Genomic DNA, 26687 nt, shown 5'->3' with positions numbered 1-26687 from the left:
AACGCATCCCCTTCGTTTCTCAAACGAGCTGCCGCCCCTTTGCGTCGATCGCGCTGGCAACCGCCTCGTCGGTCGCCTCGTCCGGCAGCAGCATCTCGTTATGCGCCTTGCCCGAGGGGATCATCGGGAAGCAGTTGGCGAGGTTCGCCACGCGGCAGTCGAAGATCACCGGCTTCTTCACCGCGATCATCTCCTCGATCTTCTGGTCGAGTTCCTTCGGATCGTCGCAATACATGCCGACCGCGCCGTAGGCTTCCGCGAGCTTGACGAAATCCGGCATCGCCTCCGTATAGGAATTCGATAACCGGTTGCCGTGCAGAAGCTGCTGCCACTGGCGGACCATGCCCATGTACTGGTTGTTGAGGATGAAGATCTTGACCGGCAGATTGTACTGGATCGCCGTCGACATTTCCTGGATGCACATCTGGATCGAGGCATCGCCGGCGACGTCGATGACGAGCGAATCCGGATGCGCGACCTGAACGCCGATCGCCGCCGGGAAGCCGTAGCCCATGGTGCCGAGGCCGCCGGACGTCATCCAGCGGTTCGGCTCCTCGAACTCGATGAACTGTGCCGCCCACATCTGATGCTGGCCGACTTCGGTCGTGATGTAGGTATCGCGGTCCTTCGTCAGTTCATAGAGGCGCTGCAGCGCATATTGCGGCATGATGACGTCGTTGGAATTCTTGTAGGAGAAGGATTTGCGCGCCCGCCAGCGGGCGATCTCCTGCCACCAGTCGGCGGCCTGATCCTTGGCCGGCTTGTGCGGCAGCGCCCGCCACAGGCGGACCATGTCTTCCAGAACGCTCCCGACATCGCCGAGGATCGGAATATCCACATGGACGTTCTTGTTGATCGAGGACGGATCGATGTCGATGTGGATTTTCCGCGAGTTCGGCGAGAACGCGTTGATGCGGCCCGTAATGCGGTCGTCGAAGCGCGCACCGATGCAGACCATCACGTCGCAATCGTGCATCGCCATGTTCGCCTCGTAGGAGCCGTGCATGCCGAGCATGCCGAGCCAGTTCTTGCCCGAGGCCGGATAGGCGCCGAGGCCCATCAGCGTCGAGGTGATCGGAAAACCGGTGAGCTGGACCAGCTCGCGCAGCAGACGTGAGGCTTCCGGACCGGAATTGACGACGCCGCCGCCGGTATAGAGGATCGGCCGGCGGGCCGAGGCCATCAGCTCGACGGCCGCCTGGACGGCGCCGAGATCGCCGTGCGTCTTCGGCTGGTAGCTGATGTTGGCAGCGATCTCCGGCTTCGGCGTATAGGTGCCGGTCGCGAACTGGATATCCTTCGGAATGTCGACGACGACAGGGCCCGGACGGCCGGTCTGGGCGATGCGGAAGGCTTCGTGGATGATCGCAGCGAGCTCGTTGACGTCCTTGACCAGCCAGTTGTGCTTGGTGCAGGGCCGGGTGATGCCGACGGTGTCGCATTCCTGGAAGGCGTCGGAACCGATCAGCGTGGTGGGAACCTGGCCCGAGATGCAGACCAGCGGAATGGAATCCATCAGCGCGTCCTGCAGCGGCGTGACGGCATTGGTGGCGCCTGGTCCCGACGTCACCAGCATGACGCCGACCTTGCCGGTGGAGCGGGCATAACCTTCGGCCGCATGGCCGGCGCCCTGCTCGTGGCGGACGAGGATGTGCTGGATCTCGTCCTGCTGGAAAATCTCGTCGTAGATCGGCAGAACCGCGCCGCCCGGATATCCGAAGATGTGCTCGACGCCATTGTCCCTCAGCGCCTTCAGAACGATCTCCGCGCCAGTCATCCGATTATCTGGCATCCGGTTATCTGGCATCTGGTTATCTGCCGTCTCGTTGTTGCTGTCCGTCATTGTCTTGGTCCATTTCGCTGCTGGATTTTTACCGGCGGCTCCTCCGAGCCGGATTGAAGGCATAAAAAAAGGCCCCTTTTGAGGAGCCTGTCTTTCCGCGCATGGGTGGCTGTCGCCGGATGGTTACACCATCCTGCCCATGCGCGTTCCCACCACAATAAGAGCGATCGAGATTTTCATGGCGCGAAGTGTTAGCCGGACAAATGCCATTCGTCAACGCCGCTCTGCACCAAAAAATGCCATCCGCCTGATTTTGCAGTGCTGTATCCCCCGGAACCGCCGCCTCCCTTACACGAGTTGTTAAGCCCCCGCGGCTATAGTCTCCCCGTTTGGAGGGTAGCGACCTGACGGATGAGCCATGACCCGATCCGCCACCCCAATGACAGGGGCTTGAAGCTTGCTGAACAATGACCTCCATCGCTCCGTCTCCGCCGGAGAGCAGGATCGCCGTGATCTCCATAAACCCGGCAACCGCATGCTGGGACGGGTCGTTGCCTGCAACGGTTCCCACGCGACCATTTCCGCGGTTGCCGAAAACGGCGAGACCGACCTGACGGAACTCTGGTCCGTCGGCCGCCTGATCTCGATCAGCGTCGGCGAAAACCGCGTCGTTGCGCTCGCCTATGCGATGAAGACCGGCGACGGCAACTGGGGCGAAGGCGAGAACACCGGCTTCCATATCGAGGTGGAACTGCTCGGCGAAGTTCGAAAAGGTCCGGACGGCCGCGACGAATTCTCCCGCGGCATCTCGCGCTATCCCTATCTCGGCGCCGTCGCGCACCGCATCCGCGCCGCCGATCTGCTGCGCATCTACGATACCGGCAAGAGCGATACCTGCGTCATCGGCAAGTTGACCCAGGACGAAGCCATCGACGCGACCATTCACATTCCCTCGATGCTGTCGAAGCATTTTGCCATCGTCGGATCCACGGGCGTCGGCAAGTCGACTGCCGTCTCACTGCTGCTGCACAAGGCCATCGAGGCGGATCCGAAGCTGCGCGTGCTGATCCTCGATCCGCACAACGAATTTGCCGCCGCCTTTCCGGAACATGCCGTCGTCATCGACACCGATACGCTCGACCTGCCCTTCTGGCTGATGCGGCTCGAGGAGTTCGCCGAAGTCGTCTTCCGCGGCCGCCCGGCCGCGTCGGAGGAACTGGATATCCTGCGCGACCTCATCCCGGAGGCGAAGCGCGCCTTCCGCGGCGGCGATTCGTCCCTGATGCGGCGCGCGACCGAAAAGAGTTCGATAACGGCCGATACGCCGGTGCCCTATCGCATGGCGGATCTGCTTGCATCGATCGACGAACGCATCGGCCGCCTGGAAGGCCGCAGCGACAAACCTTTCCTTCGCTCGCTGAAGATGCGCATCACGTCGGCCATCAACGACCCGCGCTATCACTTCATGTTCTCCAACAATACGATCACCGACACGATCACGGAGACGATCGCGCATATCTTCCGCATTCCCGGCGGCGACAGGCCGATTTCCACGTTCCAGCTCGCTGGCATCCCGTCGGAAGTGGTCAATTCGATCGCTTCGATCCTCTGCCGCATGGCCTTCGAACTGGCGCTCTGGAGCAACGGCGCCATTCACACGCTGGTGGTTTGCGAAGAGGCGCACCGCTACGTACCGGCCGATCACAATCTCGGCTTCTTCCCGACCCGCCAGGCAATTTCGCGCATCGCCAAGGAAGGCCGCAAATACGGGGTCTCGCTCGGCGTCATCACCCAGCGCCCGGGCGAACTCGACCAGACGATCCTCTCGCAATGCTCGACCCTGTTCGCCATGCGGCTTTCCAACGACCGCGACCAGGAAATCATCAAGTCGGCGATCCCGAATTCGTCGATCTCGACCACCAGCTTCCTCTCCTCGATCGGCAACGGCGAAGCGATCGCGTTCGGCGAAGCGATCGCGGTACCGATGCGCATGAAATTCGCCCGCGTCGAGAGGAAATATCTGCCGAAAGCCAACGGGACTGCCGCCAAAGGCTCGGAAGACACGCCGGATACGGTCGATCTGCGTACCGTCGTGGCGCGCATGCGGGCCGTCAGCGGACCGGATATTTCCGCCTTCCAGCAGAGCTATAGCGCCGCCAATCCGGCCTTTTCCGACAATTCCCTTGTGGGGGAAGAGACGGACGACGAATTCCCGCCGGCAAGCGATACGGAACTCGAACGGTGGGAGCGCGAACTCCGCGCGAACGGCCATGTGACGGCGAATCCGGCGCCCGCACGGCAGAACGCGCAACCGGAACCCTATCGGCCGGACATGCTGCCGCGCCCGCCGATTTCCGAATCTCTGCTGCCGCCGCGCCCGGACCGGTTCGCGGACCTGCGCCGGGAACGGTCGGCCGACACGCCGCAGCCGGCCTTCCAGCGTCCATCCTTCCCCGAAGGGGCGCCGCGTCCCGGCTCCCTGCTCCGCCGCGAAGGTTCACTCCGCGACAGCCTGCTGAAGAAACCGCTCGGCAGCCTTTACGACAAGGAATGACGGACGCGTCAGCCGACGCGCTCCCAGCTCTCGTCCATCTGGTTGCGAAACCATGTCATCTGCCGCTTGGCATATTGACGGGTCAGCGCCGAACCGCGCTCGACGACCTCTTCCCGGCTCATGCGGCCTTCCAGCATGTCGGCGATCTGCGCCACGCCGATCGCCTTCATCGCCGGAACATCGGGTGCCGGGCGCAATGCAAGAAGCGCCCTCACCTCATCCACCGCACCGCTCTCCAGCATCTTTTCGAAACGCCGGTCGATACGTTCGTGCAGGATTTTCCGCTCCGGCAGGACGACAAGCTTTTTCGCACGCGCAGGATCGATCACCATCGGCCCCTGCCTGCCTTGAAAGTCGGCGATCGAGCGTCCCGTCTCTTCAAGCACCTCCAGCGCCCGGACAATCCGCTGCCCGTCTTTCGGCTCGAGGCTTCCGGCAACCGGCGCATCGCGCCGGAAAAGCTCCGCATGCAGTGCCTCCGGCCCGTCTTCCTTTAGCCGCAGCCGCACCCGGCAGCGGATATCCTGCGAAATCTCCGGCATGTCGGACAGGCCGCCGGTGAGCGCCTTGAAATAAAGCCCCGTTCCGCCGACGAAGACCGGGAGACGGCCTTCCGCACGAAGCCTCGGCAACAGGTCCTGGACGTCCCGCAACCATTCGCCGGTCGAATAGGCGCGCGTTGCCGGCACGTGGCCGTAAAGAAGATGCGGCACGCCTTCCATTTCGTCATCCGAAGGCCGCGCCGTCAGGACCCGCAGCGTATCGTAGACCTGCATGCTGTCCGCATTGACGACGACGCCATTTTTCTCCCGCGCCAGACGAAGCGCAAGCGCCGACTTGCCGCTCGCCGTCGGCCCGGTTATCAGGATCGCGTCCACATCGTCGATAAGGTCGGTCATCATATGGCTTTCGTTGCCACGCTCATTGCCCATCCGTCAAATCCTGTTCTGAACGCGAGGCTCGGAGAACAAGCGGCGGAGGGCGTAAAAGCCTCCGGCCTCTATTGGCTGGCCGACGGCATCGCCTGCGATATCGCACTGCGCGACGACGCGGATATCAGGGCTGCCGAAGCCAATCTCGGCGCCGTCATTGCCGGTGCGCCGATCGATCTCGTGGTGCAGGACGCGGAAACGCGGCGGAAGAGATTCCTGATCGCCGACATGGATTCGACCATGATCGGCCAGGAATGCATCGACGAGCTGGCCGATGTCGTGGGTTTGAAAGACAAGGTCGCGGCGATCACGGCGCGCGCGATGAACGGCGAGATCGCCTTCGAGCCGGCGCTCAGGGAGCGCGTGGCGCTGCTGAGAGGCCTGCCGATCACCGTGGTTGACGACGTCATCGCCAAGCGCATCACGCTGACCTCCGGCGGCCCGGAACTGATCGCCACCATGAAGGCCAGGGACAATTACACCGCCCTCGTCTCGGGCGGCTTCACGGTCTTCACCAGCCGCATCGCCGAAAGACTGGGTTTCGACGAGAACCAGGCGAACATCCTGATCGAAAAAGACGGCATCCTGACCGGCGAGGTGGCCGAACCCATTCTCGGCAAGCAGGCCAAGGTGGATGCGCTTCTCGCGATCGCCGAAAAGCTCGGCATCTCGCCGGAGGATGCGATCGCCGTCGGCGATGGCGCCAACGATCTCGGCATGCTCGGCATCGCCGGCTCGGGCGTCGCACTGCACGCCAAGCCGACAGTGGCGGCGCAGGCCAAGATGCGCATCGACCACGGCGACCTCACCGCACTCCTCTACATCCAGGGCTACCGCAAGACGGATTTCGTGACGAGCCAAATACAACCCTGACGATTGACAGATTGTCTGGAAAACCACACCATCTGCATTGAAGATCATTGCAAAAATGGTATATTCAATGACATGGACGATTGAGTTTCTGAACACCGATGTAAAGGAAAAGCTTTATTCGCTCCCTTTGGATATGCGAGCTGCCTTCGAGCGAATTTCCCACCTTATCGAAGACCATGGCCTTGCGGGAATGCGTGAACCCTATGTGAAGCACCTCGAAGGGCCAATTTGGGAAATGCGATTGAAAGGGCGTGATGGAATTGCCCGTGCAGCGTATGTCACAGTGAAGGATAGACGCGTGGTAGTCGTCCATGTTTTCAGAAAGAAAACCCAGAAGACACCACGCCGCGACATCGAATTCGCGCTGAGGAAAGCAAAGGAAATCAAATGACAAAACGAGAGAGCCTGCTTGCTCGTGATGCCTTTGAAGAGTGGCGCAAGGACCCGGAATATCTCGCGGCCTACGACGCCCTCGAAGAGGAATTCGCTCTCGCCGAGGCCCTGATCAAGGCGCGTGCCCAGGCTTCCATGACGCAGGAGGACGTTGCCAAGGCCATGGGCACGACGCAGGCGGCCATCGCCCGGCTGGAAAGCGGTCGCACCATGCCCTCGACGCGTACTCTCCAGCGTTTTGCGGATGCGACCGGCACAAAGCTCCGCATCCGTTTCGAAAAGCCGAAATCCTCCTCGCGGGCTTCGAAGGCAAGCTAAGGACGCCCGCAATGATCATCCTCGAAACCGAGCGCCTGCGGCTCCGCGACTGGCTCGACAGCGACCGCGATCTGTTTCGGGAGATCAATTCCGATCCGAAGGTGATGGAATTCTTTCCGTTCCGGCGGACCCATGAGGAGGCGGACGCCTTTCTGGCGAGGCTGAACGACACGATCATCGAGACGGGGCTCGGCTTCTACGCGCTGGAGCTCAAGCAGACGCGGGAGCCCATGGGCTTCTGCGGCCTGTCGCTCGCCAACATGCCGGATGTCTTTCCGCCCGAGACGGTGGAGATCGGCTGGCGGCTCGCCACCCGCTTCTGGGGCAACGGCTACGTGACGGAAGCCGCCCGCGCGCTCCTCGACTTCGCCTTCGGCGAAAAGCATCTCGAGGCGGTGGTCTCCTTCGCGGTCACCGACAACCACCGCTCGACGGCGGTCATGAAGCGGCTCGGCCTGCATCGGGTCGCGAGCCTCGATTTCGATCATCCGCGCGTCCCCGACACGCATCCGCATCTGAAGCCCCATGTCGTCTACGCCGTGACGCGGGACGAATGGCTGCGCCAGAAACACAAAGCCGGGCGCAGCGGATAGCGTTACTCCAGCGGCAGCGCCACGAAGCGCAGGTTGCCGGCGGGATCCGCGATCATCACATGCGCATTGCGGCGGCCTTCAGACTTCAGCATGTTGATCCGCTTCACCACGTCCTCGGGGTTTTCGACGAAATCCTGCGCCACCTCGACGACGACTTCGCCGACCTTCAGGCCCTTCTGGGCGGCGGGCGAATTGGGCTCCACGGCGGTGATCACCACGCCCTCGACGCTCTCGGCGATGCCGAAGCTCTTGCGGCGCTCCTCATCGAGCGCGGCGAGCGTCATGCCGAAAGTCACGGCCGGCCCCTGGTCCGCCCCTTGATCCGTCTGGCCCTGCTGATCGCCGGGCGCACCGTTGTCCGGCGCCGTCATGTCGTTGCCCTGGTCCTCCGGCAGCACCGGCTGACCGGCATCCTCCTGCGGCTCGGCGCTGTCTTCGAGCCGGCCGAGCGGCACCTTGACGGTCTGCTCCTTGCCGTCGCGCAGGATCACCACGTCGACCTCCTTGCCGACCGGGCTTTCCGCCACGATGCGCGGCAGGTCGCGCATCTCGTTGACCGGCTGGCCGTCGAAATTCAGGATCACGTCGCCGGCCTTGATCTCGCCGTTCTTGATCGGACCTTCGGTCACCACGCCGGAAACCAGGGCGCCGCGCGCCCGGTCGAGGCCGAGGCTCGCCGCCACGTCGTCGGTCACGGGCTGGATGCGCACGCCGAGCCAGCCGCGGCGCGTCTCGCCGAATTCGATCAACTGATGCACGATATTCTCGGCAAGCTCCGTCGGCACGGCGAAACCGATGCCGATCGAGCCGCCCGAGGGCGAGATGATCGCCGTGTTGATGCCGATGACCTCGCCGCGCATGTTGAACAGCGGACCGCCGGAATTGCCCTTGTTGATCGCCGCATCCGTCTGGATGAAGTTGTCATAGGGACCGGCATTGATGTTGCGGCCCCGCGCCGAGATGATGCCCAGCGTCACCGATCCGCCGAGCCCGAACGGATTGCCGATCGCCATTACCCAGTCGCCGATGCGCATGCGGCGGGAATCGCCGAACCGCACGGCTTTCAGCGGCGTCTTCGGCTCCACCTTCAGCACGGAAAGATCCGTCTTGGTGTCGGTGCCGACCAATGTCGCCTTGAGCTTCGAGCCGTTCGGGAAGACCACCTCGATGTCGTCGGCGCCTTCGATGACGTGATTGTTGGTGACGACGAAACCCGAGGGATCGATCACGAAGCCGGAACCGAGCGAGGAAACCTTCTGGTTGCCGTTCTGGTTGCCGGGGCTGTCGAAGAAATCCTCGAAGAATTCCTGGAAGGGCGAGCCTTCCTGGATCTGCGGCTGCGGACCGGCGCCCTGGTCCTTGACGCTCTGCGACGTGGAAATGTTGACCACCGCATCGAGCAGGCCCTCGGCGAGATCGGCGATGGAGGCCGGCCCTGCGGGAGTTATCGGGCCGGGTGCCGGCGGCGGGTTGATGTTCGGAGACGGGGTCGGCGGCACCGGCAGCATGGCGCCTGGATTGGCGGCGGGCGGATTGGCGCCCTGACCGGGAGCGGGCGGTGCCGGGGTCTGGGCGATCGCCTGCAAGGGTCCCGCCAACACGGCCAAGGCCGCCGTCAGCACGACGGAGCGCTTGAGGGACGATCGAACCGAATGAGCCATCTGGCATCCTCGCTGTTGGATTTTCCGTCGCCAGGGAGCGGCGCTCACCCGGGCAGGTTATTGGAGCCTTTGAATCGGGCGGAGTTTCGGCAGAGCATAAGGCGGAATGAGAACGGGGGAAATTACCTTTTCGTGAGATCGCGCAGCCCTTCGGCCCGGTAATGCGTGATCCCCAAAATGGCGGGGGCGGCTTTTTCACCGCCCCCGGTCCGTGTCGGTCAGTTTGCGGGCGCCGCGGGCGCAGCCGGCGGCGCGGCAGGGGCAGCCCCCTGGGGAGCCGGCGCTCCACCCGACGAATTGAAGAAACGGAAGAATTCCGAATCCGGTGTCAGCACCATGGTCGTGCCGGTGTCCGAAAGCGAGGCGACATAGGCCCGCATCGACCGGTAGAACTCGAAGAAGGCCGGATCGCGCTGGAAGGCCTCGCCGAAGATCCTGTTGCGCTCGGCATCGCCCTCACCGCGCAGGATTTCGGAATCCCGCTGCGCTTCGGAGACGAACTCGACCACCTGGCGGTCCGCCACGGCGCGGCGCCGCTGGCCTTCTTCGTTACCGCGGGCACGGATCAGCTCCGCTTCCGCAAGACGTTCGGCCCGCATGCGCTGGAAGGTCTGCGCCGAGACTTCCTGCGTCAGATCGGTCCGGCGGATGCGCACGTCGCGGATCGTCAGGCCCAGCGTCTCGGCTGCCGCGTTCAGGTCCGCATGCACTTCCTGCATCATCGAGGAGCGTTCGTCGGAAAGCGCCGCGGCGAAGTTCCTGAGACCGTAGACCCGGCGCAGCGCCGCATCGAGACGGGTGCGAAGACGCGATTCCGCCGCCTCGCGGTCACCCGATACGGTCTCGCGGAAGCGCCGCGGATCGCTGATCGAATAGACGACGAAGGCATCGACCTCGTAGAAGGCGCCGCCGCGCACCTGCACGCGGATATTGTCGAGATCGAAGCGCAGCGCCCGGTCCTCGACATACTGGACCCGGTCTGCGTCCATGAAGCCGAAGGGCAGCTTCAAATAGATGCCCGGCTCGCGCTTCACGTCCTGGATCTGGCCGAAGCGGACGACGATCGCCTGCTCGCGCTCGTTGACCACGAAGACCGAGGAATAGATGAGCAGAAGGACGACGGCGAGGCCGATGAGGATGGCCGGAAGTCGATTGGAGTTCATCGTGCGGCTCCTCCCTGCTGGATCGTCTGCTGCCGGTTGATCTCGTTGAGCGGCAGGTAGGGAACCACGCCCTGCTTGTCATCCAGGATGATCTTGTTGGAGTTCTTCAGCACCGCTTCCATGGTTTCGAGGAAGATGCGCCGGCGCGTGACTTCGGGCGCATTGGCATATTCGTTATAGATGGAGACGAAACGTTGCGCCTCGCCCTGCGCCTCGTTGACGACCCGGTCCTTGTAGGCGGAAGCCTCTTCGCGGATCTGGGCGGCCTGGCCGCGCGCCTGGCCGAGTTTCTGGTTGGCGTACTGGTTCGCCTCCTCGACGAAGCGGTCTTCGTCCTGTTCGGCGCGCTGCACCTCTTCGAAAGCGTCGGCCACTTCACGCGGCGGCGCGGCGTCCTCGATCGGCACGGCGTTGATGGAAATGCCGGAACCGTAGGTGTCCATCGTGCCCTGGATGATGCTGCGCACCTCGGTCGAGATGCCTTCGCGGTTGTCGCGGAAGATGTCCTGGGCCGGACGGCGGCCGACGACCTCGCGCATGGCGCTTTCGGAGACCTGCTGCAGCGTCGAGGCCGGGCTTTCCAGGTTGAAGAGATAGGCCTTCGGATCGGTGACGGTGAACAGCACCGAGAATTGCACGTTGACGATGTTCTGGTCGCCGGTCAGCATCCAGCCGGCATTGGAGCTCGAACCCCGCGCCGCGCCGATATTCTGCTGCTGCTCCGTGACCTTGACGATCTCGACGGTTTCGAACGGCCAGAAGTGGAAATGCAGGCCCGGCATGGAGATTTCCTCCTTCGGGCGGCCGAAGCGCAGTTCGACGCCGCGTTCGTCCGGCTGCACGGTATAGATGGACTGGAAGGCCAGAAACGCCAGGATCACGACGAGCACGATCACGAAGGCGCCGCCGTTGAAGCCGCCGGGCATGACGCCGCGCAGCCGGTCCTGACTGCGCCGGATGATGTCTTCGAGATCAGGCGGGCCGCCGCTGCCGCTGCCTCCGCCGCCGCGCGGGCGGTTCGGTCCCTGCCCCCAGGGTCCCTGATTGTTACCGCCACCGCCGCCCCAAGGGCCGCCGCCGCCACCATTCTGATTGCTCCAGGGCATCAAAACCTCTTTGTTCGTATCGCTCCCAGGCCTCGACCTTGCCGTGTGTCGGCTGTCCGGCCATTGCCCGTTATAGGTATGAGGAGGCCTGCTTTCAACGCAGCTTCAATAACTTCCCGTTGTTCGGTAACGAAATGTTTCAGTTTGCCGCAGCTCTGCGGACATAAGTGGCAAAACGGGTCGGATAGCTGTCCTTCTCGCCCGCCGGGACGGCGACTTCCTCGGTCTTCTCGAAGACGGTGGGATCGATCGCCGGAAAGAAGGTGTCGCCGTCGGAAATCTCGGTCTCGACATGGGTGATGCGCAGCATGTCGGCGATCTTGATCGCCTGGGCGTAGATCTCGCCGCCGCCGAGCACATAGATCTCGTCGGCGCCGCTCTCGGCCGCCTTCAGCCTTGCGATCTCTATCGCCTCGGTGAGTGACGCAGCCACGTCGACGCCCTCGTAGGCGAAATCGGAATTGCGGGTGACGATCACGTGCGGACGCCCCGGCAGCGGCTTCCCACCGAAACTGTCGAAGGTCTTGCGCCCGACGATGACCGGCTTGCCGAGCGTCAGCGCCTTGAAACGCCGGAGATCGGTCGAAAGCCTCCAGGGCATGTCGCCTTCCCGGCCGATGACGCCGTTTTGCGAGACCGCGGCGATGATGACGAGTTTCGGCTTGCTCAAATCGCCACCGGGGCCTTGATATGCGCGTCGGCCTGATAGCCTTCGAGCGAAAAATCCTCATAGACGAAGGAGAAGATGTCCTTCACGGCCGGATTGATGCGCATCGTCGGCAAGGGTTTCGGCGTGCGGGTGAGCTGCAGCCGCGCCTGCTCGAAATGGTCGGAATAGATATGCGTGTCGCCGAGCGTATGGACGAAGTCGCCGAGCTTCAGCCCGGTCACCTGCGCCACCATCATGGTGAGCAGCGCATAGGACGCGATGTTGAAGGGTTTTCCGACATCATCAATTTTTTTCATAACTTGGTACCGAAAAACGAGTCATTTCCTATTGTCGGCCTCCGCTGGTGATAGTCAATTCGTTCAATCCAAATTTGACGCTTGAGAGTTGACTCCTACACCGAGCCTGTTCCCTGTTCGATCCCCCAGAGGGGAGCGAACCGCCCGAAGGGCGCTTCTTGATGTTCCCCGTCCCGATAGCTCTCGCACGACATGTAAGGAGGAGCTTGTCACCCGCCAGGGCCGGAACGAAGTGGAGGACGCAAGCGTGCTTGCGTTGACTAGCTTCTCTGTCATGTCAGGCTTTGCGCAGGGTCGGTCCAACAGCCACGTCTTTGTGTCATGCTAAAAATCTCGATTACATGGGATTCTTAAATCTTCTGGACGAACTAAGATGATCAACCACGTCGCCAAGCACGGGTCAAGTTTTAGCCTGTTGGGCATAACATCATGCTACCGGGGCCGTATCATCGTCCTCAACATCATCGTTTATGGTCCAAAGTCTCTCGAAGAGAGACTTGGCCCTCTTTCCTTGAACAAGCTCGCCCACTCTCCGAACGTAGTCATAGTTGCCGCGTTGCGCGGTTGAAAACAGGCGTAAAGCGGGCTCCATACTGGTTCGAACGCTTTCGTCCGACGCGCGAATGAAGTCGGCGACTATGCTGCGCTTTAACTCGAGGAACGCGTCCGTCACCGGAATTAACCCACCCTCTAAAGCGGGACGTAGAACGTATCGGATAAGGTTCTCCTTTTCTTGCCTCGATTTCTCACCTTTCTGGATGACGTTGCGCAAGATGGAAGGGAATAGACGGATAGCTTCCGAGATGGTTTCGATTGTGGTGGATTTGATCCCCTCACGGATCATCCGGTAAAACTCCAGGTGATAGCCTTGGTCGATCACACTCATGATCGTATCGTAATCCGAGTCTGGGACTTGCGTTATCGAACCATCCAGCGTGCCAAGGATGAACTGAAGGAGCGCATCCCTCACCCCTGTCGACGTCGGAATGTACCCAGAGGATTTCGCCTTCTCTAATAGGAGCTTTAGATTTTCCTCGCCTGACGAGAAGCTGTCTAACCAGTTCTCCGTCGTGATTTCATTGAGAAGGACATCTGCCCGCTCATGGAGCAGTTTCCACTCGGTCGAAGAAAAATTGGCGGTGTCTATGAGAATTCCCACTGGGAAGTCTGCGACAGCAATTTTGGGTAGATCGTCAACGCGAACCTTGCTGCCCAATTTCGGCAGCGCGTTCTGAAATTCGCTGCCGAGCACTTTTTTGATATAAGCGTATTGTTTCAGCAGGTCCGTCGCCGCAATCCATGGCGGCGTCTCCCGAGAGAAGGCGGCACTCACCACTAATGATACCAAGGAGTTATCTGGTTGGGTAATGCCATAGGCGCTCCATCGTGGAATCCGATAGTGCATCACCAGCTTATCCACAAGTAGGTCAAGTTGTTCCTTTACCAGAGGCAATTCGCCGGTAAGGAGTTTATAGAACCACGCGAATTCTTCCTGGGCACCCACCACTCGTTGATTATTAGGTAGCGTTTGCATTGGTTGAGCAAGCTTTCCCCCCACAAATAAGTCGCCAGCCAAAAAGATAGCATGAGCGATCCCGGCGTCGGTCAAATCTTCAGAATATGCGCTGTGGAGGTTTTTATAGAAGGTAGCGTCCGCGAACATGTCGGCGAGATCGACTTCCTTAAGTTTCGGCAGCGATGTGTAGGACCTGCTCGCGCTCAGAACGGGCAGCCTTTCATGGAATTGATCCAACTCCGTGTCGCTGGTAACCAATGATTTGGCCACAGTAGTGGATATGGCGTTCCACTGCTCGTCATTGATTATCGCGGCGCTCTTGAAGCTGGCGAATGCCGGGATACAATCGATCGGCTGTGCAATCGCTATTGTCTCCAAGAATGTTGGATCGGACGACAAATCGAGAACGGGCTTTGCAACTTGGTTTAGTTTAATGGACGAAGAAAAAGCATCGGTTGCGAATCCGAAAAGGAATGTCGGGCTCGACGGCAATGCAACCTTCTTAAGTGAGGGGGTGATTTGGATGTCGGGGTCCACAGAGGCGACAGTCGCTGCGGCTTCCGACAGAAACTTTAGGAATGCCTTACCTTTTGCTTGGTCGAGTTTGTCCGCGCCCAATCCATTCAAAGCGGTGGTAAAAAGATGCTCCAAAACGATTAGCCGGTCAGAGGGTGCACACACAGTCAAGAGCTTCTGGACGCGCCCTGCGTCCCGTCCCAAGGCAATCTCAGAGATCCCCTGGAAAGCCGCGACGGTGGACTTTCTTAGATGGGAAGCGCCTTCTCCCTCATACACTTGTAGGAGGTCGGAAAAGTTGCTTATTGCTAAAGCAAATTTTGCTGAGCTGCGCCATGCCGAAGCGTTCGCGACGAAAACATCGTTGACACGCACGCCAAAGCCGGGCGATTTCGAAAGTGCAAGCAACTGATCTGAAGAATCGGAGTTTGCAGCAGTTTCGATCTCACCGTCCAGAAGGAGCTGAAAGGCGAGTTCGGGCTCGACATTGAATAAGATCGCAGCAAGATTTTTCTCAAGATCTTTATCGGCAGCTAAGGATCGAAGATGTTCATCGATGGTGGCATAATCGGCCAGTGCAGCAGGATGATCTTCGAGCGTGTCCTGCAACGCTAGATAAACGCCAACGGTCGGCAAAGGGACACGCCCGGCGTGTAGGGAATAGAGGCCGCTAACTTCATTTATATATGAGATCACTTGGCGAGGGGTGGCTTTCCCACCACCGCGATCTATCAACATGTTGAAGATCAAATATACGCGGAACAGAGCGTCGGCGTCGCTGAAGTCCGGCAACGCAACTCGAATCTTCTGGTCGAAGAACTCCCTGGTGTTAGACATAACCGGCGGAGCGACGTTTAAAATTTCGTCAAACGTCTTCGAAAACAGCTCTCTTTTGCGCAAGAGGGTTAGGCTATTGTTAGTGTTCTTGTCTTTATCCGCAGCAACATCAATATGCCGCCGGTCATAAGGGACGATTGCGATTATCTGACTGTAGCGCTCAGTTGCGCTGTCGGAATGTGTCCGTGAAAAAATCGAACGGACTAACGCCCAATATTCGCCGATTTCGTCGGGTGGTAGCCTGTCGATGTTATCCAGTACAATAATAACTTTGGATCGATCATCTTGAACGGCTGCCAAAATTTCACGAAGCACGGACTGAAACTCGAAGTCGTTGGGGTCGGTCTCGCGAATGTACTGCGTGACCTTTTGGTGCTCGTACTGCTTGGCCCCAATCAAGAGTGTCTGCGAAAGTGCCAAGCGGAACCTCCCCAGTCGGTTTTTGCCGGATGGGCTTTGTCTCTTATATTTAGCATATGCCGCCAAAAACGTCGTAGCTAGAAACGCATAAATCAGGAACATCGGCCAAGAATACAAGAACTGGTCTTCCTGCTTAGCCGAGACAAATGCGTCGAATACAGATTTCGTCCATAGGACATAGATTGGAAGGAATGGCACTGCTAAAAGTAACACTATACCATATATATCAAGATTTAGCTGATTATTGCTATCAACCTCTCGAATCTTCCCTTTGATCTTGCTTTCAATTTCCCGTAACTTTTGTGACTTCTTTGGAAAGGTGATATGCGCCCAAGCAACTAGGTGCTCTAAAAACGAGCGACGAAACGCCGAACCCTGGGACTTCCATATATCGAAGGTGAAGAAATGGAATTTGACTTTCCCATTTCCGTTCGCCTGGTGGAGCTTTCGCTCAGCGATACCGACAACACTGGATTTCCCACTTCCCCATGGCCCGTCCAATCCAATGGCCCGATCAGCATCTTTAAAAGTCTTGATCGCTGAGACTAAAGCGTCGGCAGTTCTTTCGTGGCCTTTGCCATGGAAAAGGTCTTCGTTCGACGGCTCATCTAGAAGAATTTCTCTACGCATTTCCTTGGCGGTCATTCGCAATCCGTAGTGGCATGTTGCTATCTCGGCATCAGCTAAGAACTGATTTGCGCTGTCTGCAATATGTAAAGTCGTACGCTACCCGGGTTTAATATCTATATTGCAAGTTATGCACAGATCGTCTGCCGCAATGTCGCTTTCAGCCTTTGCGTCGACAAGCGACGCCAGCTCAAGCGTTACCTCCGCGTCCTATCGCACGGGATAAGCCATCAACTGGATTGGTCAATTTCTATGAAGCAGATCGACATACCGGCGCAAAAAGAAATCCTTTGGCATCGCCTGCGGACCGATTTGAAATCGTTGGTACCGCGGTTCGACAACGATGATCTTTTGCTCTGCCCTACCTGTTGCCGTCCGCTCGGTTTCGATGAGTTCTCGGTAGAGCACATCGTTCCAAAGCAAGCTCTTAGGTGCGACCCTGCAAATGTACGCCAGGCCATCCCTCAGAATGAGCGGAGTGGCTTGACGTTGCTATGCCAGAAACCACTGGTGATCAAAGGGAAGCGCGTTCCAGGCCACGGCTGCAACAGCTGGAAGGGCAAGCACTTCGATCCCTCCCTCCGTGAATTGCTCGGGGCCGACTTTCAAAAGGCGAGGATCAACACTCGGCACCAAGTCTCGTTATATTCCGCCGGTTATCTCGCGCTATTCCGACAGTTTGGCTATCAGATTTCCTTGTCTCCGGCCGGACTGCTCTCTCGCCGCCAGTTTTTCTTTCCCAACACGTTTCTGCCGGATGTGCCTCTTAACTGCCAGATGATTCTGGCTGGAGAGCGGAGATCGGAATTCAACGAGGATGAAAAGGCCTATTGGTGCGAACCGTTCAACATTAAAATTGACGACCAGACCGCCCTGGTCGTGCTGCGAAATATGGGATTTCGCGTCCCGATATCTCGCGACCCTACCCAGCCTCTGGCTCGAATACTTCCTTATCTTCCGTCGAAGTTCAAATTTCGACCTGATCTCACAACGGTCTTCGAATAAGCGACGATTGGCTTGTACGTCGGTCGGAGGAATGCGGTTGGAGCGAAATTATCGGAATAACCTAGAGCTTTATTGGGAAGACATCCCAGTGGTCTCGGGGATGACGGAACTCTGGATCCTATTCCAGTTGTCCTGATCTCAACCGCGCGGACTCTAAAGTCGATGTAGCGAATCCCTTCTGTTCTTCGCCATCCGCTGCATTGTCTTGAGCGCGAGGGAGCTCCTCTTCGTCTCGTACTCGTCGAAGGGCCGCATAAAACGTACCGTGTTTTCGTGGCCATCGTATCGGAATGACAAGGACGTAACTGTTCCAGCAATGAGGGCTGCGTTAGGCGGAATTCCTGCCATCCCACATGATTTCCACTTTCCCAAAGATACGAAACAGGCCGAACGCAATGATCAATTCAAACAGGTCTTGAGAACCCTGATAGAAGAACGGATTAGGAAGTTGCAGTATTGAGACCGTGGTCCTCATTTTTCGGCTATATTACAAACGCAGCCTTCGGCAGCGACTTGTCCGATCTCATCGCAAGGCCCGAACCACAATCCATTTCTTAAACCGGTGACTCGATACAACGCGGAACAGCAGGGCGATCCTGGAGTAGCCGTTGAGGTCGCGATACGATTTGCCGGAGTGAGCAACTCGCAAAGTCGTTTCGCCCAGCGCAAAGTGCAGCGCACCTCAAGGTGACGTGATGGCGCGAGGCTGACGCTCCAAGAATTCCTTTGCGACCGCCGCGATGGAGACAGCATCCAGCTCGGTCATTTCCGCGAACCGCCCTCCCCAGCCTAAAGCGCGCTCTTTGATTTTCGCAGCCGCAACCTCCACAGAAGCATCCTGCTTCGATATCGAGTGCGGCGGTATCGGCTCCGCCTTCCTTACAACTGCTTCGGGTTTCGGATGATCGGAGACGAGGTTAGTCAAAGGCTTGGCCAGAATACCGAGCCCTGCAGCTGAAGCTCTTTCCAAAGCCTCTGTCGCCACCTCCCCGATTCCGAGCAATGCGGTACCGTTCGATGGCGCTTTTCCGACGGAGCCATCCGGACGATGGAAGCGCAGTTTTGGCGTGAAGAGCACGAGATCCGCGCCGCGCCACGCTTCCCTGAACCAAGGCGCACTTGTGCGGTCGGGTACCAGTGCAATCCCGTTCCCATGGCTAAAGAACTTTTCCAGCCATGGCACGAGACCATTCCGTCCGCCAAACGGCGGATTCATCCAGATGAAACCTTGCCAGTCTTGCTCAAGACTTCGTTCATCGATGAAGTGCAAGGCCGGAACGAAGGTCTTGATCCCCTTCGGCGATGCCACGTCGAGATCGAACACCGCCCCGAGCGCGTCGAAAACATGTTTTGGTGTGTACCACTCGTCAGATGCACCTGGTTGATCCCAATACGCCATCAGATCAGTATGCCCCTAGGCGAATCGATGCTGTCATGGTCCTCCTCGTCGGAGGCTGGCTCAATGCCCGCTTTCTCGTTCGGGACCCAGGTCCAACTCATGACGAAAGCTCCATCGTCGCCCCGGGACACGACTGCGTCCGGATCGACTTCCAGATCGTCACTCGTTGCGACGGCGTCTATAAATGCTTGGGCGTCCGGATCAGCAGGTTCTCGCAGCTTTTCGGCGACAGTTCCCTCCGGCATGAGAGCTAGTATTTCTCTTACTTCCGTATCTTTCAGATTGAACCACATGGTCAGATTCCGCATTGCACTGATGATAGCGTCAATCATGAATCTGTCGGCCGCAACCCACAAAAATATCGCGCAATCACCCCTACGAAGGGGATGGCTCATGAGTCGGATTGTTATAATCGGATCTACTGACGGCCTCGGGCTTGCGGCGGCTCGACTCTCATCAAGCAACGTGATGAGGTCGTCGTTCACGCGCGGTCAGAAAACCGTGCGGCGGCATTTGACCACATGCGCCTCCAATGCTTCGGCATCGTTGTCGGCGACCATTCGAGCGAACTTCGCTGGCGACGAAGTCCCATAGCTGTTGCAGCGGTAACCGCGCGCAATTCACTCCGTCCGTCTCCCTGATGACGTGCTCCCTTCGAATAGGACCGTTTCCGGCCGGAATTTTCCAACGATAATGCCTCGATGGGAGAAGGAGAGTTCCAATGAAGACATCGAAGTTTCAGAGGCACAGATCGCGTTTGTGCTGAAGCAGGCTGAAGATGGCACGGCGATCGGCGAGGTCTGTCGAAAGGCGGGAATTTCGGAAGCGACGTTCTACAACTGGCGCAAGCGCTATGCGGGTCTGATGCCGTCGGAGGTGACGCGGCTGCGCCAGCTCGAGGAGGAGAACGCCAAGCTGAAGCGGATCGTGGCCGCCAGGTCATTGGACAAGGCAATGCTTCAGGACGTGCTGTGCCTTCTTCCAACCAGATAGTAACAGCGCCGACGATGATTCCTCGTGTCGAGGAAATCATTGAACCGGAAGCCTGATCTGCTGCTGTGGCGGCGGCCTGCATTGCATCGGCGAGGATGTTTCTGATCGCTTGGATGTTATCCCGGCGCAGTTCCGTGTCATCGTCACCCGACGTCCAAAATACGCCTGCCGTGCCTGCACGGACGGCGTCTCCCAAGCTCCAGCGCCTGCGCGACTGATTGCCGCTGGATTGCCGACCGAGGCGACTATCGCACATGTGCTGGTCTCCAAATATGCCGATCACATACCTCGGTATCGCCAAGCCCAGATCATGAGCCGACAAGGCGTTCGATCTTGACCGCTCGACACTCGCCGATTGGGTCGGTCGAGCAGCATTCGAACTGCGTCCGGTCTTCGACCCTCTGATTGCAGACCTGAAGCGGTCGACGAAGCTCTTCATGGACGAGACTCGTGCGCCGGTCCTTGAACCTGGCTCCCGCAAGACCAAGACCGGATACTTCTTGGCGCTGGCTCGTGATGACCGACCTTGGGGCGGAGGTGCGCCGCCAGGTGTGGCCTTCACCTACGCACCCGGTGGTAGCGGACACCATGCCGAGCGGAAACTGCAAGGGTTTACGGGCATCCTCCAGGTCGATGGATACGCCGGATATAATCGGCTAATCGCCCAGGGTCCTGTCGGTCCCGACATCCAGCTTTCCTATTGTTGGGCGCATGCTCGTCGCAAGCTGGTCGAGATCACGCGCACCGGGTCAGCGCCCATTGCCGAGGAGGGTGTAGGGCGGATCGGCGAACTCTATCGGATCGAGCCCGAGCTACGCGGGCTCCCCGCAGAAGCTCGCCTCGCTGGGCTGCAAGAACGATCATCGCCATTGATTGCCGACATGCGAACCTAGCTCACGCAGCATCGCGCCCGCGTCGCTGGTAAATCGCCGCTCGGCGAAGCGCTTTCCTACATCGCCAAATACTGGGATGGCCTCTGCATCTTCCTGACCGACGGCCGGATCGAGATCGACAACAATTCCGTGAGCGGACCATTCGGCCGATAGCATTAAATCGGAAGAATGCTCTCTTTGCGTGACACGATGCGGGAGCGGAGAACTGGGCGACCATCGCCTCGCTGTTCGCTTGGAGGTGCCAGAAGTTGCCCTTCAAACTGGTGCGTCGCAGTTTCAATCCTTATCGCGACTACCATAATTTCAGAGACTTAGTTGGATTTTGGCCTCACCCCCAAAACTTGGGGAGCAGCAAGGGAGCGTTAGAGCACCGAAGAAGGCCGACTAAAATGAATACCGCCACCACCGCCAGTGTGAGGGACAGCGATAGCGGCACCTTATCCCGCCAGAACGTGAATTTTTTTTGCTCGTCGATCCACTCTATTTGGTGCTGCCAGAAGAATTTATAGTGAGCGTACCAGTCGCTAAAAAGGATTTGCTTCGATTGGTTGGAGCTGAACACCTCCGCCTGAAGCGCATCTAGGTGCTGTCGATAGGCCGTAAGGTCGTCGCCTTCCGCCGTCGCCTGCACGTCGCGATAGAGGTCGCGCAGCCGATAAAACAACGCGGTCAGTCGCTCCCCTTCTTCGCAACAGGCGACCTTGTTGTGTTCGTAGTGCGTAATCATCAACGTGACGATGCCAAATGCGACCATCGTCGCAGCGATCCACTTCGCGTTAAGCGGCTCCCAGATAAGCGCATAGAGGCCTACCAACAGGGAGAGGAGCCCGAGCCCGCCGGGAACCTTCTGCACAATGTCGTGCGTGGCAAAATTCTTCTTCGCTCCAAAGCCGACGTTGTAGCCCGTCTCAGCAATGCTCCGGAGTAGACCCTCCCTATTCATCGTAATCCTCTTGATTCGCGCTTATCGGCACGTGGATGCGGTCGGTCGCTACGACAACGCCGTCAACGAGGGCATAGCACTCAACAATGTGGTCACCCTTGAAATTTGTGCGCTCGACTTTCCTCTTATGCCCATCGTCCCTCACGATTTGACCTCTAATGCAGTCGCGCTTGATTGCCTCCTGGCCCCGATTGAGCACCTTCCAAAATAAACCATAGGAACCAGCGATATCCGTCTCAACCACGGAGAAGGTGAGCTTCTTGCGCGGTATCAAGAGCGCGCCGTTGCGAAGCATTTCACTGAGTGACGCGGGGCGAAAGCCGCTCTGCTCAACCTGGCAATCGATGCTGATGTTCTTTCGAATGTCGATGGCGGCGAATACCTCGTCGGGGAACTCCTCCGTCATGCGAACAGCGTGGCCCGCGCGATCTGTAAGCGCAGCCTTCTGCATCTTCTCGGCGGCAGGGAACAACCGCCCATATACTGCGCGCCACTTGTCGTTCTGGTGGTCCTTGCCCTCGGCCTCGATAGCCTTGAGGCAGAGCTCGTAGGCCTTCTTTGCCTTCCGCTGAAACTGCTTTTTCACCTTAACGCGCTGGCCGCTCCCCAGCGCTGCGAAGTAGTCCTGCTTGGGCAATTCCTTGAGATAGGCAAAGAAATCACGGCTCATGTAGTCGTAGTAAAGATAGCTCTTGTCGTCATATTCGCTGGTAGATTTGAGAAAGTTGTGCGCCAGCGTGTCGATCAGCAACCCACCGATCCCAACGCCGTGCTTGTTCTTCCAGGCGCGAGCCATCTTGCAGAGTCGCCTGAGGTTGTCGTTCTTTTCGGCCACAAACTCCGACATGGCCTTAATCTCTTCCCGAGGCTTGGTTATTTTCCAAGCCCCCCCATTGTAGGTGTCGGGATATTTGAAGCTGCCGTCGTCCTGCTCAAATACTGGCTGGGCCTCCACGGTGAAATTAGAATAGACGGCTTGAACAACGAGCCGATCCACCCGGATGGTCGTCTTGGGATAGCGCGCGCGGATGGCGGCGGCGACATCGGACAGCAGCTTTGACTGACCGCCGTTTTTGTAATTGTCCCATTCGCCCTTCGGCATGATGTAGAGCATATCCAGGTCGGAGATGCCCTTGATAGCAGTATGTCGTCCGTAGGAGCCAACTTGCAGGGTATTGGCAGTCTTCGATTCCGAATCGCGGAATTTCTTATTGAGCGCGCAGGTAATTTCCCCATACCGATCTGAGATCGCTTGGGCGTTGTCGACGGCAAGGTTGCTGAGAAACTGCTTGAATGTGTCTGCTATACTCAAGCCCCCACCCCCGGTTGTGCTATCGCCCTTTCGTAGGTGTAGAGCAAAACGGGACGATCACAATGATCCCGTTCGAAGCATTCACATAAATTTCGAGGCACTTAGCACGACCGCGTCCGCCAGCGGGCAATTCAGTTTCGGAAAAACCGCTACGGCAAGTTAAACAACCGAAATGGGGTCGGGGTATGCCGTTCATTAACGCACTAAGAGATGTCTGCAATTGGCGCTTTGTTGCCGTCAATGCTGCGGCGGTAGCTTTCGGAACGGCCCACCGCGCCTGGTCAACGTGCGAGGAAAACACCGCTTACTGCCTATCCGGCCGACGTCATCACCAAAATCGTCAATGGCCACCCGAATAGTCAGCTCGACGACCTGTTGCCTTGGGCCTACGCCGACCAGCCAGAAACCAAGCCCGTGGCCTGAGAACACCGCTTAGATGAATGCTGTGCGGGCGGGCGCTCGAAGGCCGCAGCGGCGATCTTAAACGTCAATATGCGTCAGCTTGTTCGGGTTTTTGACGATATAGATCGCGAAAATCTTACCGTCGCGAATGCCGAGAGCTGTTGTTTGCAGCACACCATTTGGATCAAGGCTTACATACCCGGGCAGGCCGCCAATAGTTGCGGTTCGCAGCAAGGTGGGCGGAGTCGCGGCCTTACGCTGAGCGGAAACGAAGAGTCGCAGTGCACGTTCCAAGCCGCGGATGACTTCTCGGAACGCCAGCACCTTGCCGCCGCCGTCGCTATGTATCTCGACATCGCGCGCGAGCAACGCCGAAAGCGCGGTGACATCGCCGTCACGCGAAGCAGCAAAAAAAGCGCGCGCAATTCCATCAGCCTCTGCCGCCCCGACGCTGTATCGTGGTCGTGCATTCTGAACATTCTTGCGCGCGCGAGAAGCAAGTTGCCGAACGGCGGCAGGTTCACGATGAAGCACGACCGCGACCTCGGTCAGCGCCACGTCGAACACTTCGTGGAGCAGGAAGGCCGCTCGTTCTAGCGGCGAAAGTCGCTCCAACGCTAACATCAGCGTCACAGTGACATCGTCAGCAATGGCTTCTTGCGCATCAAGAGGCTCGACCAAAGGCTCTGGTAGCCATGGGCCGACATAGATCTCGCGGCGCGCTCGCGCCGACTTCATCCGATCAAGGCATAGTCGGGTGACGATGCGAGTGAGATAGGCGCTCGGAATACGGACTTCGTCTTCAACGCGTATCCAACGCAACCACGCATCCTGCACGACATCTTCCGCCTCCGTGATCGACCCTAGCATCCGGTAGCTCAGACGCAGCAAGCGTTTGCGATCAAGTTCGAATTCTACGGTTCTTTGGTCGCTAAGCGGCACATCAGCGCTCGCTTCATTGGCCATCCCCCCCTCGCGGATGTCATGAGACCGGTCCGTTGCGTTCCTGCCGTTGTGCCACATGCCACTTTCCTCGCACTCGCTCGCCTGACCCGTGGACGAGCGAGTTCGTGCAAGTGTGACATGGCACATGCCAAAATAAAATCAGGTCGAGATGTCACGCCTCCCATCGCCGCGTCGTCACTCGAGCAGCGCCGCGTGTTGGCGCGATTCACAGGAGACCATCATGAATATGACAACGCGCCTCAACTGGTACGAGGTAGCACCCGCTGGAGCCAAGGCCCTTTTCGGCGTCCATCACTACGTCACACACAACACGAATTTGCCTGGGGAACTTATCCATCTCGTGTTCCTGCGCGTATCGCAGATCAACGGCTGCGCACATTGTATCGACCTGCACACCCGCGATCTGTTGCAGACCATGGCAGCCGACAAGGTCGCTCTGGTCCCGGTATGGGAAGAGGTGCCGCATCTTTTCTCCGAACAGTACCGCGCGGCGCTGGCCTGGGCCGAGGAGGTGACGCTTGTCAGCGAGACACATGCTTCTGACCGAGCCTATGCTGCTGTCTCGGCAGTTTTCGGGCCTAAAGATTTGGTAGACCTCACAATCACGATCGCAGCTATGAACGCCTTCAACCGTCTAGGCGCGCCATTCCGACTTCCGGTGAAGGCGCAGCCCTGAAAACGCGCTGGCGCTGTTGCTTAGCCACGACGGCACCACTGTGCTTATGGATCGGTTGCTTGCAGGCCCCGCTGGCTTCCAGCTTTACGACCGGGATGGGGTCGAAACAGCTCCTTCATCAACCCGCAAAGGCTCGTCCCGGTCGGTGCATTCATGCCATCAATCAAGCAGCGATAGTAATCGGAGCGATCTTTCGCGCTTAGTCAATGTGGGAGGAAAACACCGCTTACAGTTAGGGCTTAGTTGCGCAACAAAACGCCGAAACGGCTGGTGAAGGCGAAGCTGCGGGAAGACAGGACGGAGGCGACGAGATGCAACCAGACCTGGGCAATGGACTTCGTTCACGATCAGCTCGCGACCGGAAAGAAGCTGCGCGTTCTGACCATCGTCGACATCTGGTCGCGCTTCTCGCCAGCTGTCGACCCCCGCTACAGCTATCGTGGGGAGGATGTCGTCGCCACCGTCGAACGGGTCTGTCGCGAACATGGCTATCCGCAATCGATCCGGGTTGACCAGGTCTCCGAATTCATCTCCCGCGACCTCGACCCGTGGGCCTATCAGAAGGATGTCGTGCTTGATTTCTCGCGGCCGGGCAAGCCGACCGACAACTCCTTCATCGGGTCGTTCAACGGGAAGTTTTGGGCGGAGTGCCTGAACACCCACTGGTTCCTCACGCTTGACGACGCCCGTCAGAAGATGGAGCATTGGCTTAGAGACTACAACGAGGTCCGTCCTCACAGCGCCATCGGCAACAAGCCGCCGATATCGCTCATGAACGGCTCCGGCGCATCCCATCCCCCATGAGTTCAAGCCCGAGAATCCTCCAGCCGGGCGGTCCAAAATCCGGGAGCACCTCACTGATACGACGGACTCTATCAGATTTGGAGAAAGTTCAGGGTCTCAGGTGACAACTCGTGAGTTTTCGTTGAGATCGGTAGAGAACTTGCGGATGGTCGACCTTCGCTTGGTCAACCCAAAACATCGTTTAATCGATCATGCTGTCGGAACCCTTAGTATCGCCTTCTGGGTACATTGAGAGGATAGCGCGATGAGAACCGTAGTTTTGGGCTCGAGCGGATTGATGGGCAGCAGGATAGTGGGGGCTCTGCAGCGCAGCGGGGTCGAAGTAGTAGAAGCGTCCAAAAGTACGGGCGTGGATGCGATCACAGGCGAAGGACTTAGCCAGGCTCTCGCGTTTGCCGACACCCTTATTGATGTAACCAATTTTGGCTCCTTCGGCGGCAACGATGCCCTTCAGTCCTTCAAGCAAGCCGGATCCAACCTGCTCACCGCCGCGCGAGATGCCGAAATCCAGCACTATATCGTCCTATCCGTTGTCGGAGCCGATCAGCTGGTCGAGAACGACTACTTCCGAGCAAAGCTGGTCCAAGAAAACCTCGTTCGGTCGTCCGGCGTACCATATACAATTGTTCGATCCACCCAATTTTTTGAAACACTTGGAGGCATAGTAGACGCTTCCGAAGTTGATGGAGCGTTGGCATTGCCCGTAGTCGACCTCCAGCCGATCGCCGCCGACGAAGCGGCAGCGATCATCGCGCGCGTGGGCCAACAGAAAGCAAAATATCGCACTGTTGATCTCGGAGGCCCAGAAGCCAGCCAACTTTGCGATCTAGCCCGAGAGCTCCTAAGCGCACATCAAGATAACCGTGCCATTGTTTCCAGCCCAACAGCTCTGTATTTTGGGGTTGCACTGAGGGGCAACGCCCTTTTGCCAGCGAGACCGTTCGCGTCAGGCACCGAGACCTTTCACGACTGGCTTTCACGAGGCCTGCAGACATAGCAGCGAGGACGAAGGAGAGCATCTTCTTCCTCCCTTAAG

General features: G+C 58.6%; 20 protein-coding genes and 4 pseudogenes. 11 read left to right on the top strand and 13 right to left on the bottom strand.

Annotation, left to right across the window (positions count from 1 at the left end):
* Positions 1–19: 19 nt before the first annotated feature.
* Positions 20–1807, bottom strand: a complete 1788-nt coding sequence (locus QTA58_RS19670; RefSeq protein ID WP_289673227.1) for an acetolactate synthase 3 large subunit — start codon at positions 1805–1807, stop codon at positions 20–22.
* Positions 1808–2240: 433 nt separating this feature from the next.
* On the opposite strand from QTA58_RS19670, the gene QTA58_RS19665 reads away from it, so the two are divergent.
* On the top strand, positions 2241–4337 hold the full coding sequence (locus QTA58_RS19665; RefSeq protein WP_289670396.1) for a DUF87 domain-containing protein: 2097 nt from the start codon (positions 2241–2243) through the stop codon (positions 4335–4337).
* An 8-nt stretch (positions 4338–4345) separates the two neighbouring features.
* Here the strand turns inward: QTA58_RS19665 and miaA are convergent, their stop codons facing one another.
* On the bottom strand, positions 4346–5236 hold the full coding sequence (gene miaA / locus QTA58_RS19660; protein WP_289673225.1) for a tRNA (adenosine(37)-N6)-dimethylallyltransferase MiaA: 891 nt from the start codon (positions 5234–5236) through the stop codon (positions 4346–4348).
* Between the two features lie 3 nt (positions 5237–5239).
* Between miaA and serB the strand changes: the two genes are divergently transcribed.
* The 4 genes from serB to QTA58_RS19640 all read left to right on the top strand — a co-directional run bounded on the left by serB (position 5240) and on the right by QTA58_RS19640 (position 7446).
* Positions 5240–6142, top strand: coding sequence for a phosphoserine phosphatase SerB (gene serB / locus QTA58_RS19655; RefSeq protein ID WP_289670394.1), 903 nt, complete (start codon positions 5240–5242; stop codon positions 6140–6142).
* Between the two features lie 67 nt (positions 6143–6209).
* Positions 6210–6533, top strand: coding sequence for a type II toxin-antitoxin system RelE/ParE family toxin (locus tag QTA58_RS19650; RefSeq protein ID WP_289670392.1), 324 nt, complete (start codon positions 6210–6212; stop codon positions 6531–6533).
* Positions 6530–6853: a helix-turn-helix transcriptional regulator gene (locus QTA58_RS19645; RefSeq protein WP_289670390.1), complete on the top strand. Its 324-nt coding sequence runs from the start codon at positions 6530–6532 to the stop codon at positions 6851–6853. The genes QTA58_RS19650 and QTA58_RS19645 overlap by 4 nt, the downstream gene beginning before the upstream one ends.
* 11 nt (positions 6854–6864) lie before the next feature.
* Positions 6865–7446 (top strand): GNAT family N-acetyltransferase, encoded by a 582-nt coding sequence (locus QTA58_RS19640; protein ID WP_289670387.1) that lies wholly within the window; start codon positions 6865–6867, stop codon positions 7444–7446.
* A 2-nt stretch (positions 7447–7448) separates the two neighbouring features.
* On the opposite strand, the gene QTA58_RS19635 is transcribed toward QTA58_RS19640, so the two are convergent.
* From QTA58_RS19635 to QTA58_RS19610, 6 genes and pseudogenes are all read right to left on the bottom strand, one after another.
* Positions 7449–9107, bottom strand: coding sequence for a Do family serine endopeptidase (locus tag QTA58_RS19635; RefSeq protein ID WP_085424619.1), 1659 nt, complete (start codon positions 9105–9107; stop codon positions 7449–7451).
* Between the two features lie 218 nt (positions 9108–9325).
* Positions 9326–10270 (bottom strand): protease modulator HflC, encoded by a 945-nt coding sequence (locus QTA58_RS19630; RefSeq protein WP_085424620.1) that lies wholly within the window; start codon positions 10268–10270, stop codon positions 9326–9328.
* Positions 10267–11376: an FtsH protease activity modulator HflK gene (gene hflK, locus QTA58_RS19625; RefSeq protein ID WP_085424621.1), complete on the bottom strand. Its 1110-nt coding sequence runs from the start codon at positions 11374–11376 to the stop codon at positions 10267–10269. Before hflK ends, QTA58_RS19630 begins: the two co-directional genes overlap by 4 nt.
* A gap of 139 nt (positions 11377–11515) precedes the next feature.
* Positions 11516–12046 carry a dihydrofolate reductase gene (locus QTA58_RS19620; protein WP_289670381.1) on the bottom strand — a complete coding sequence of 177 codons (531 nt, stop codon included), beginning with the start codon at positions 12044–12046 and terminating at the stop codon, positions 11516–11518.
* A pseudogene (gene thyA / locus QTA58_RS19615) lies at positions 12043–12348 on the bottom strand (thymidylate synthase); the annotation flags it as partial. The gene QTA58_RS19620 and the pseudogene thyA, both read right to left, overlap by 4 nt.
* A 421-nt stretch (positions 12349–12769) precedes the next feature.
* Positions 12770–16276, bottom strand: a complete 3507-nt coding sequence (locus tag QTA58_RS19610) for a P-loop NTPase fold protein (RefSeq protein WP_289670379.1) — start codon at positions 16274–16276, stop codon at positions 12770–12772.
* A gap of 234 nt (positions 16277–16510) precedes the next feature.
* Here QTA58_RS19610 and QTA58_RS19605 point away from each other — a divergent pair, with 234 nt between their 5' ends.
* Entirely contained in the window at positions 16511–17263 is a 753-nt protein-coding gene (locus QTA58_RS19605; RefSeq protein WP_289670378.1) for a hypothetical protein, read from the top strand.
* Positions 17264–17945: 682 nt separating this feature from the next.
* On the opposite strand, the gene QTA58_RS19600 is transcribed toward QTA58_RS19605, so the two are convergent.
* Positions 17946–18662 carry a DNA N-6-adenine-methyltransferase gene (locus QTA58_RS19600; protein WP_289670376.1) on the bottom strand — a complete coding sequence of 239 codons (717 nt, stop codon included), beginning with the start codon at positions 18660–18662 and terminating at the stop codon, positions 17946–17948.
* Positions 18662–18994 carry a hypothetical protein gene (locus QTA58_RS19595; RefSeq protein ID WP_289670373.1) on the bottom strand — a complete coding sequence of 111 codons (333 nt, stop codon included), beginning with the start codon at positions 18992–18994 and terminating at the stop codon, positions 18662–18664. Before QTA58_RS19595 ends, QTA58_RS19600 begins: the two co-directional genes overlap by 1 nt.
* A gap of 361 nt (positions 18995–19355) precedes the next feature.
* On the opposite strand from QTA58_RS19595, the pseudogene QTA58_RS19590 reads away from it, so the two are divergent.
* Positions 19356–19634, top strand: a pseudogene (locus tag QTA58_RS19590) (transposase); the annotation flags it as partial.
* Positions 19635–19672: 38 nt separating this feature from the next.
* Positions 19673–20733 (top strand): annotated as a pseudogene (locus tag QTA58_RS19585) (IS66 family transposase); the annotation flags it as partial.
* A gap of 143 nt (positions 20734–20876) precedes the next feature.
* On the opposite strand, the gene QTA58_RS19580 reads toward QTA58_RS19585, so the two are convergent.
* The 3 genes from QTA58_RS19580 to QTA58_RS19570 all read right to left on the bottom strand — a co-directional run bounded on the left by QTA58_RS19580 (position 20877) and on the right by QTA58_RS19570 (position 24171).
* Complete coding sequence (locus QTA58_RS19580) at positions 20877–21491, bottom strand: SLATT domain-containing protein (RefSeq protein ID WP_289670370.1); 615 nt, start codon at positions 21489–21491, stop codon at positions 20877–20879.
* Complete coding sequence (locus QTA58_RS19575) at positions 21484–22803, bottom strand: nucleotidyltransferase (RefSeq protein WP_289670368.1); 1320 nt, start codon at positions 22801–22803, stop codon at positions 21484–21486. Before QTA58_RS19575 ends, QTA58_RS19580 begins: the two co-directional genes overlap by 8 nt.
* Before the next feature lie 480 nt (positions 22804–23283).
* Complete coding sequence (locus QTA58_RS19570; RefSeq protein ID WP_289670366.1) at positions 23284–24171, bottom strand: sigma-70 family RNA polymerase sigma factor; 888 nt, start codon at positions 24169–24171, stop codon at positions 23284–23286.
* A gap of 220 nt (positions 24172–24391) precedes the next feature.
* Between QTA58_RS19570 and QTA58_RS19565 the strand changes: the two genes are divergently transcribed.
* The 3 genes and pseudogenes from QTA58_RS19565 (at position 24392) to QTA58_RS19555 (ending at position 26648) form a co-directional block, all read left to right on the top strand.
* Entirely contained in the window at positions 24392–24847 is a 456-nt protein-coding gene (locus QTA58_RS19565; RefSeq protein ID WP_289670364.1) for a carboxymuconolactone decarboxylase family protein, read from the top strand.
* A 243-nt stretch (positions 24848–25090) separates the two neighbouring features.
* Positions 25091–25651 (top strand): annotated as a pseudogene (locus QTA58_RS19560) (integrase core domain-containing protein); the annotation flags it as partial.
* Positions 25652–25895: 244 nt separating this feature from the next.
* Complete coding sequence (locus QTA58_RS19555) at positions 25896–26648, top strand: NAD(P)H-binding protein (RefSeq protein WP_289670362.1); 753 nt, start codon at positions 25896–25898, stop codon at positions 26646–26648.
* Positions 26649–26687 lie beyond the last annotated feature (39 nt).

Origin of the sequence: Neorhizobium sp. CSC1952 (genome assembly GCF_030378245.1) — a bacterium.
Classification (GTDB): Bacteria; Pseudomonadota; Alphaproteobacteria; order Rhizobiales; family Rhizobiaceae; genus Neorhizobium; species Neorhizobium oryzae_A.
This window is presented reverse-complemented; position numbering and strand designations above follow the sequence as displayed.

Excerpts from the sequence above, each read along its gene's own strand:
- QTA58_RS19605 (WP_289670378.1), top strand. The coding sequence starts at position 16,511 with ATGAAGCAGATCGACATACCGGCGCAAAAAGAAATCCTTTGGCATCGC.
- serB (WP_289670394.1), top strand. The coding sequence starts at position 5,240 with ATGGCTTTCGTTGCCACGCTCATTGCCCATCCGTCAAATCCTGTTCTG.
- QTA58_RS19630 (WP_085424620.1), bottom strand. The coding sequence starts at position 10,270 with ATGAACTCCAATCGACTTCCGGCCATCCTCATCGGCCTCGCCGTCGTC.
- QTA58_RS19610 (WP_289670379.1), bottom strand. The coding sequence starts at position 16,276 with ATGACCGCCAAGGAAATGCGTAGAGAAATTCTTCTAGATGAGCCGTCG.
- QTA58_RS19565 (WP_289670364.1), top strand. The coding sequence starts at position 24,392 with ATGAATATGACAACGCGCCTCAACTGGTACGAGGTAGCACCCGCTGGA.
- QTA58_RS19650 (WP_289670392.1), top strand. The coding sequence starts at position 6,210 with ATGACATGGACGATTGAGTTTCTGAACACCGATGTAAAGGAAAAGCTT.
- QTA58_RS19670 (WP_289673227.1), bottom strand. The coding sequence starts at position 1,807 with ATGCCAGATAACCGGATGCCAGATAATCGGATGACTGGCGCGGAGATC.
- QTA58_RS19580 (WP_289670370.1), bottom strand. The coding sequence starts at position 21,491 with ATGAATAGGGAGGGTCTACTCCGGAGCATTGCTGAGACGGGCTACAAC.
- QTA58_RS19595 (WP_289670373.1), bottom strand. The coding sequence starts at position 18,994 with ATGATTGACGCTATCATCAGTGCAATGCGGAATCTGACCATGTGGTTC.
- QTA58_RS19570 (WP_289670366.1), bottom strand. The coding sequence starts at position 24,171 with ATGGCCAATGAAGCGAGCGCTGATGTGCCGCTTAGCGACCAAAGAACC.
- QTA58_RS19600 (WP_289670376.1), bottom strand. The coding sequence starts at position 18,662 with ATGGCGTATTGGGATCAACCAGGTGCATCTGACGAGTGGTACACACCA.
- miaA (WP_289673225.1), bottom strand. The coding sequence starts at position 5,236 with ATGACCGACCTTATCGACGATGTGGACGCGATCCTGATAACCGGGCCG.
- QTA58_RS19635 (WP_085424619.1), bottom strand. The coding sequence starts at position 9,107 with ATGGCTCATTCGGTTCGATCGTCCCTCAAGCGCTCCGTCGTGCTGACG.
- QTA58_RS19645 (WP_289670390.1), top strand. The coding sequence starts at position 6,530 with ATGACAAAACGAGAGAGCCTGCTTGCTCGTGATGCCTTTGAAGAGTGG.
- QTA58_RS19640 (WP_289670387.1), top strand. The coding sequence starts at position 6,865 with ATGATCATCCTCGAAACCGAGCGCCTGCGGCTCCGCGACTGGCTCGAC.
- hflK (WP_085424621.1), bottom strand. The coding sequence starts at position 11,376 with ATGCCCTGGAGCAATCAGAATGGTGGCGGCGGCGGCCCTTGGGGCGGC.
- QTA58_RS19555 (WP_289670362.1), top strand. The coding sequence starts at position 25,896 with ATGAGAACCGTAGTTTTGGGCTCGAGCGGATTGATGGGCAGCAGGATA.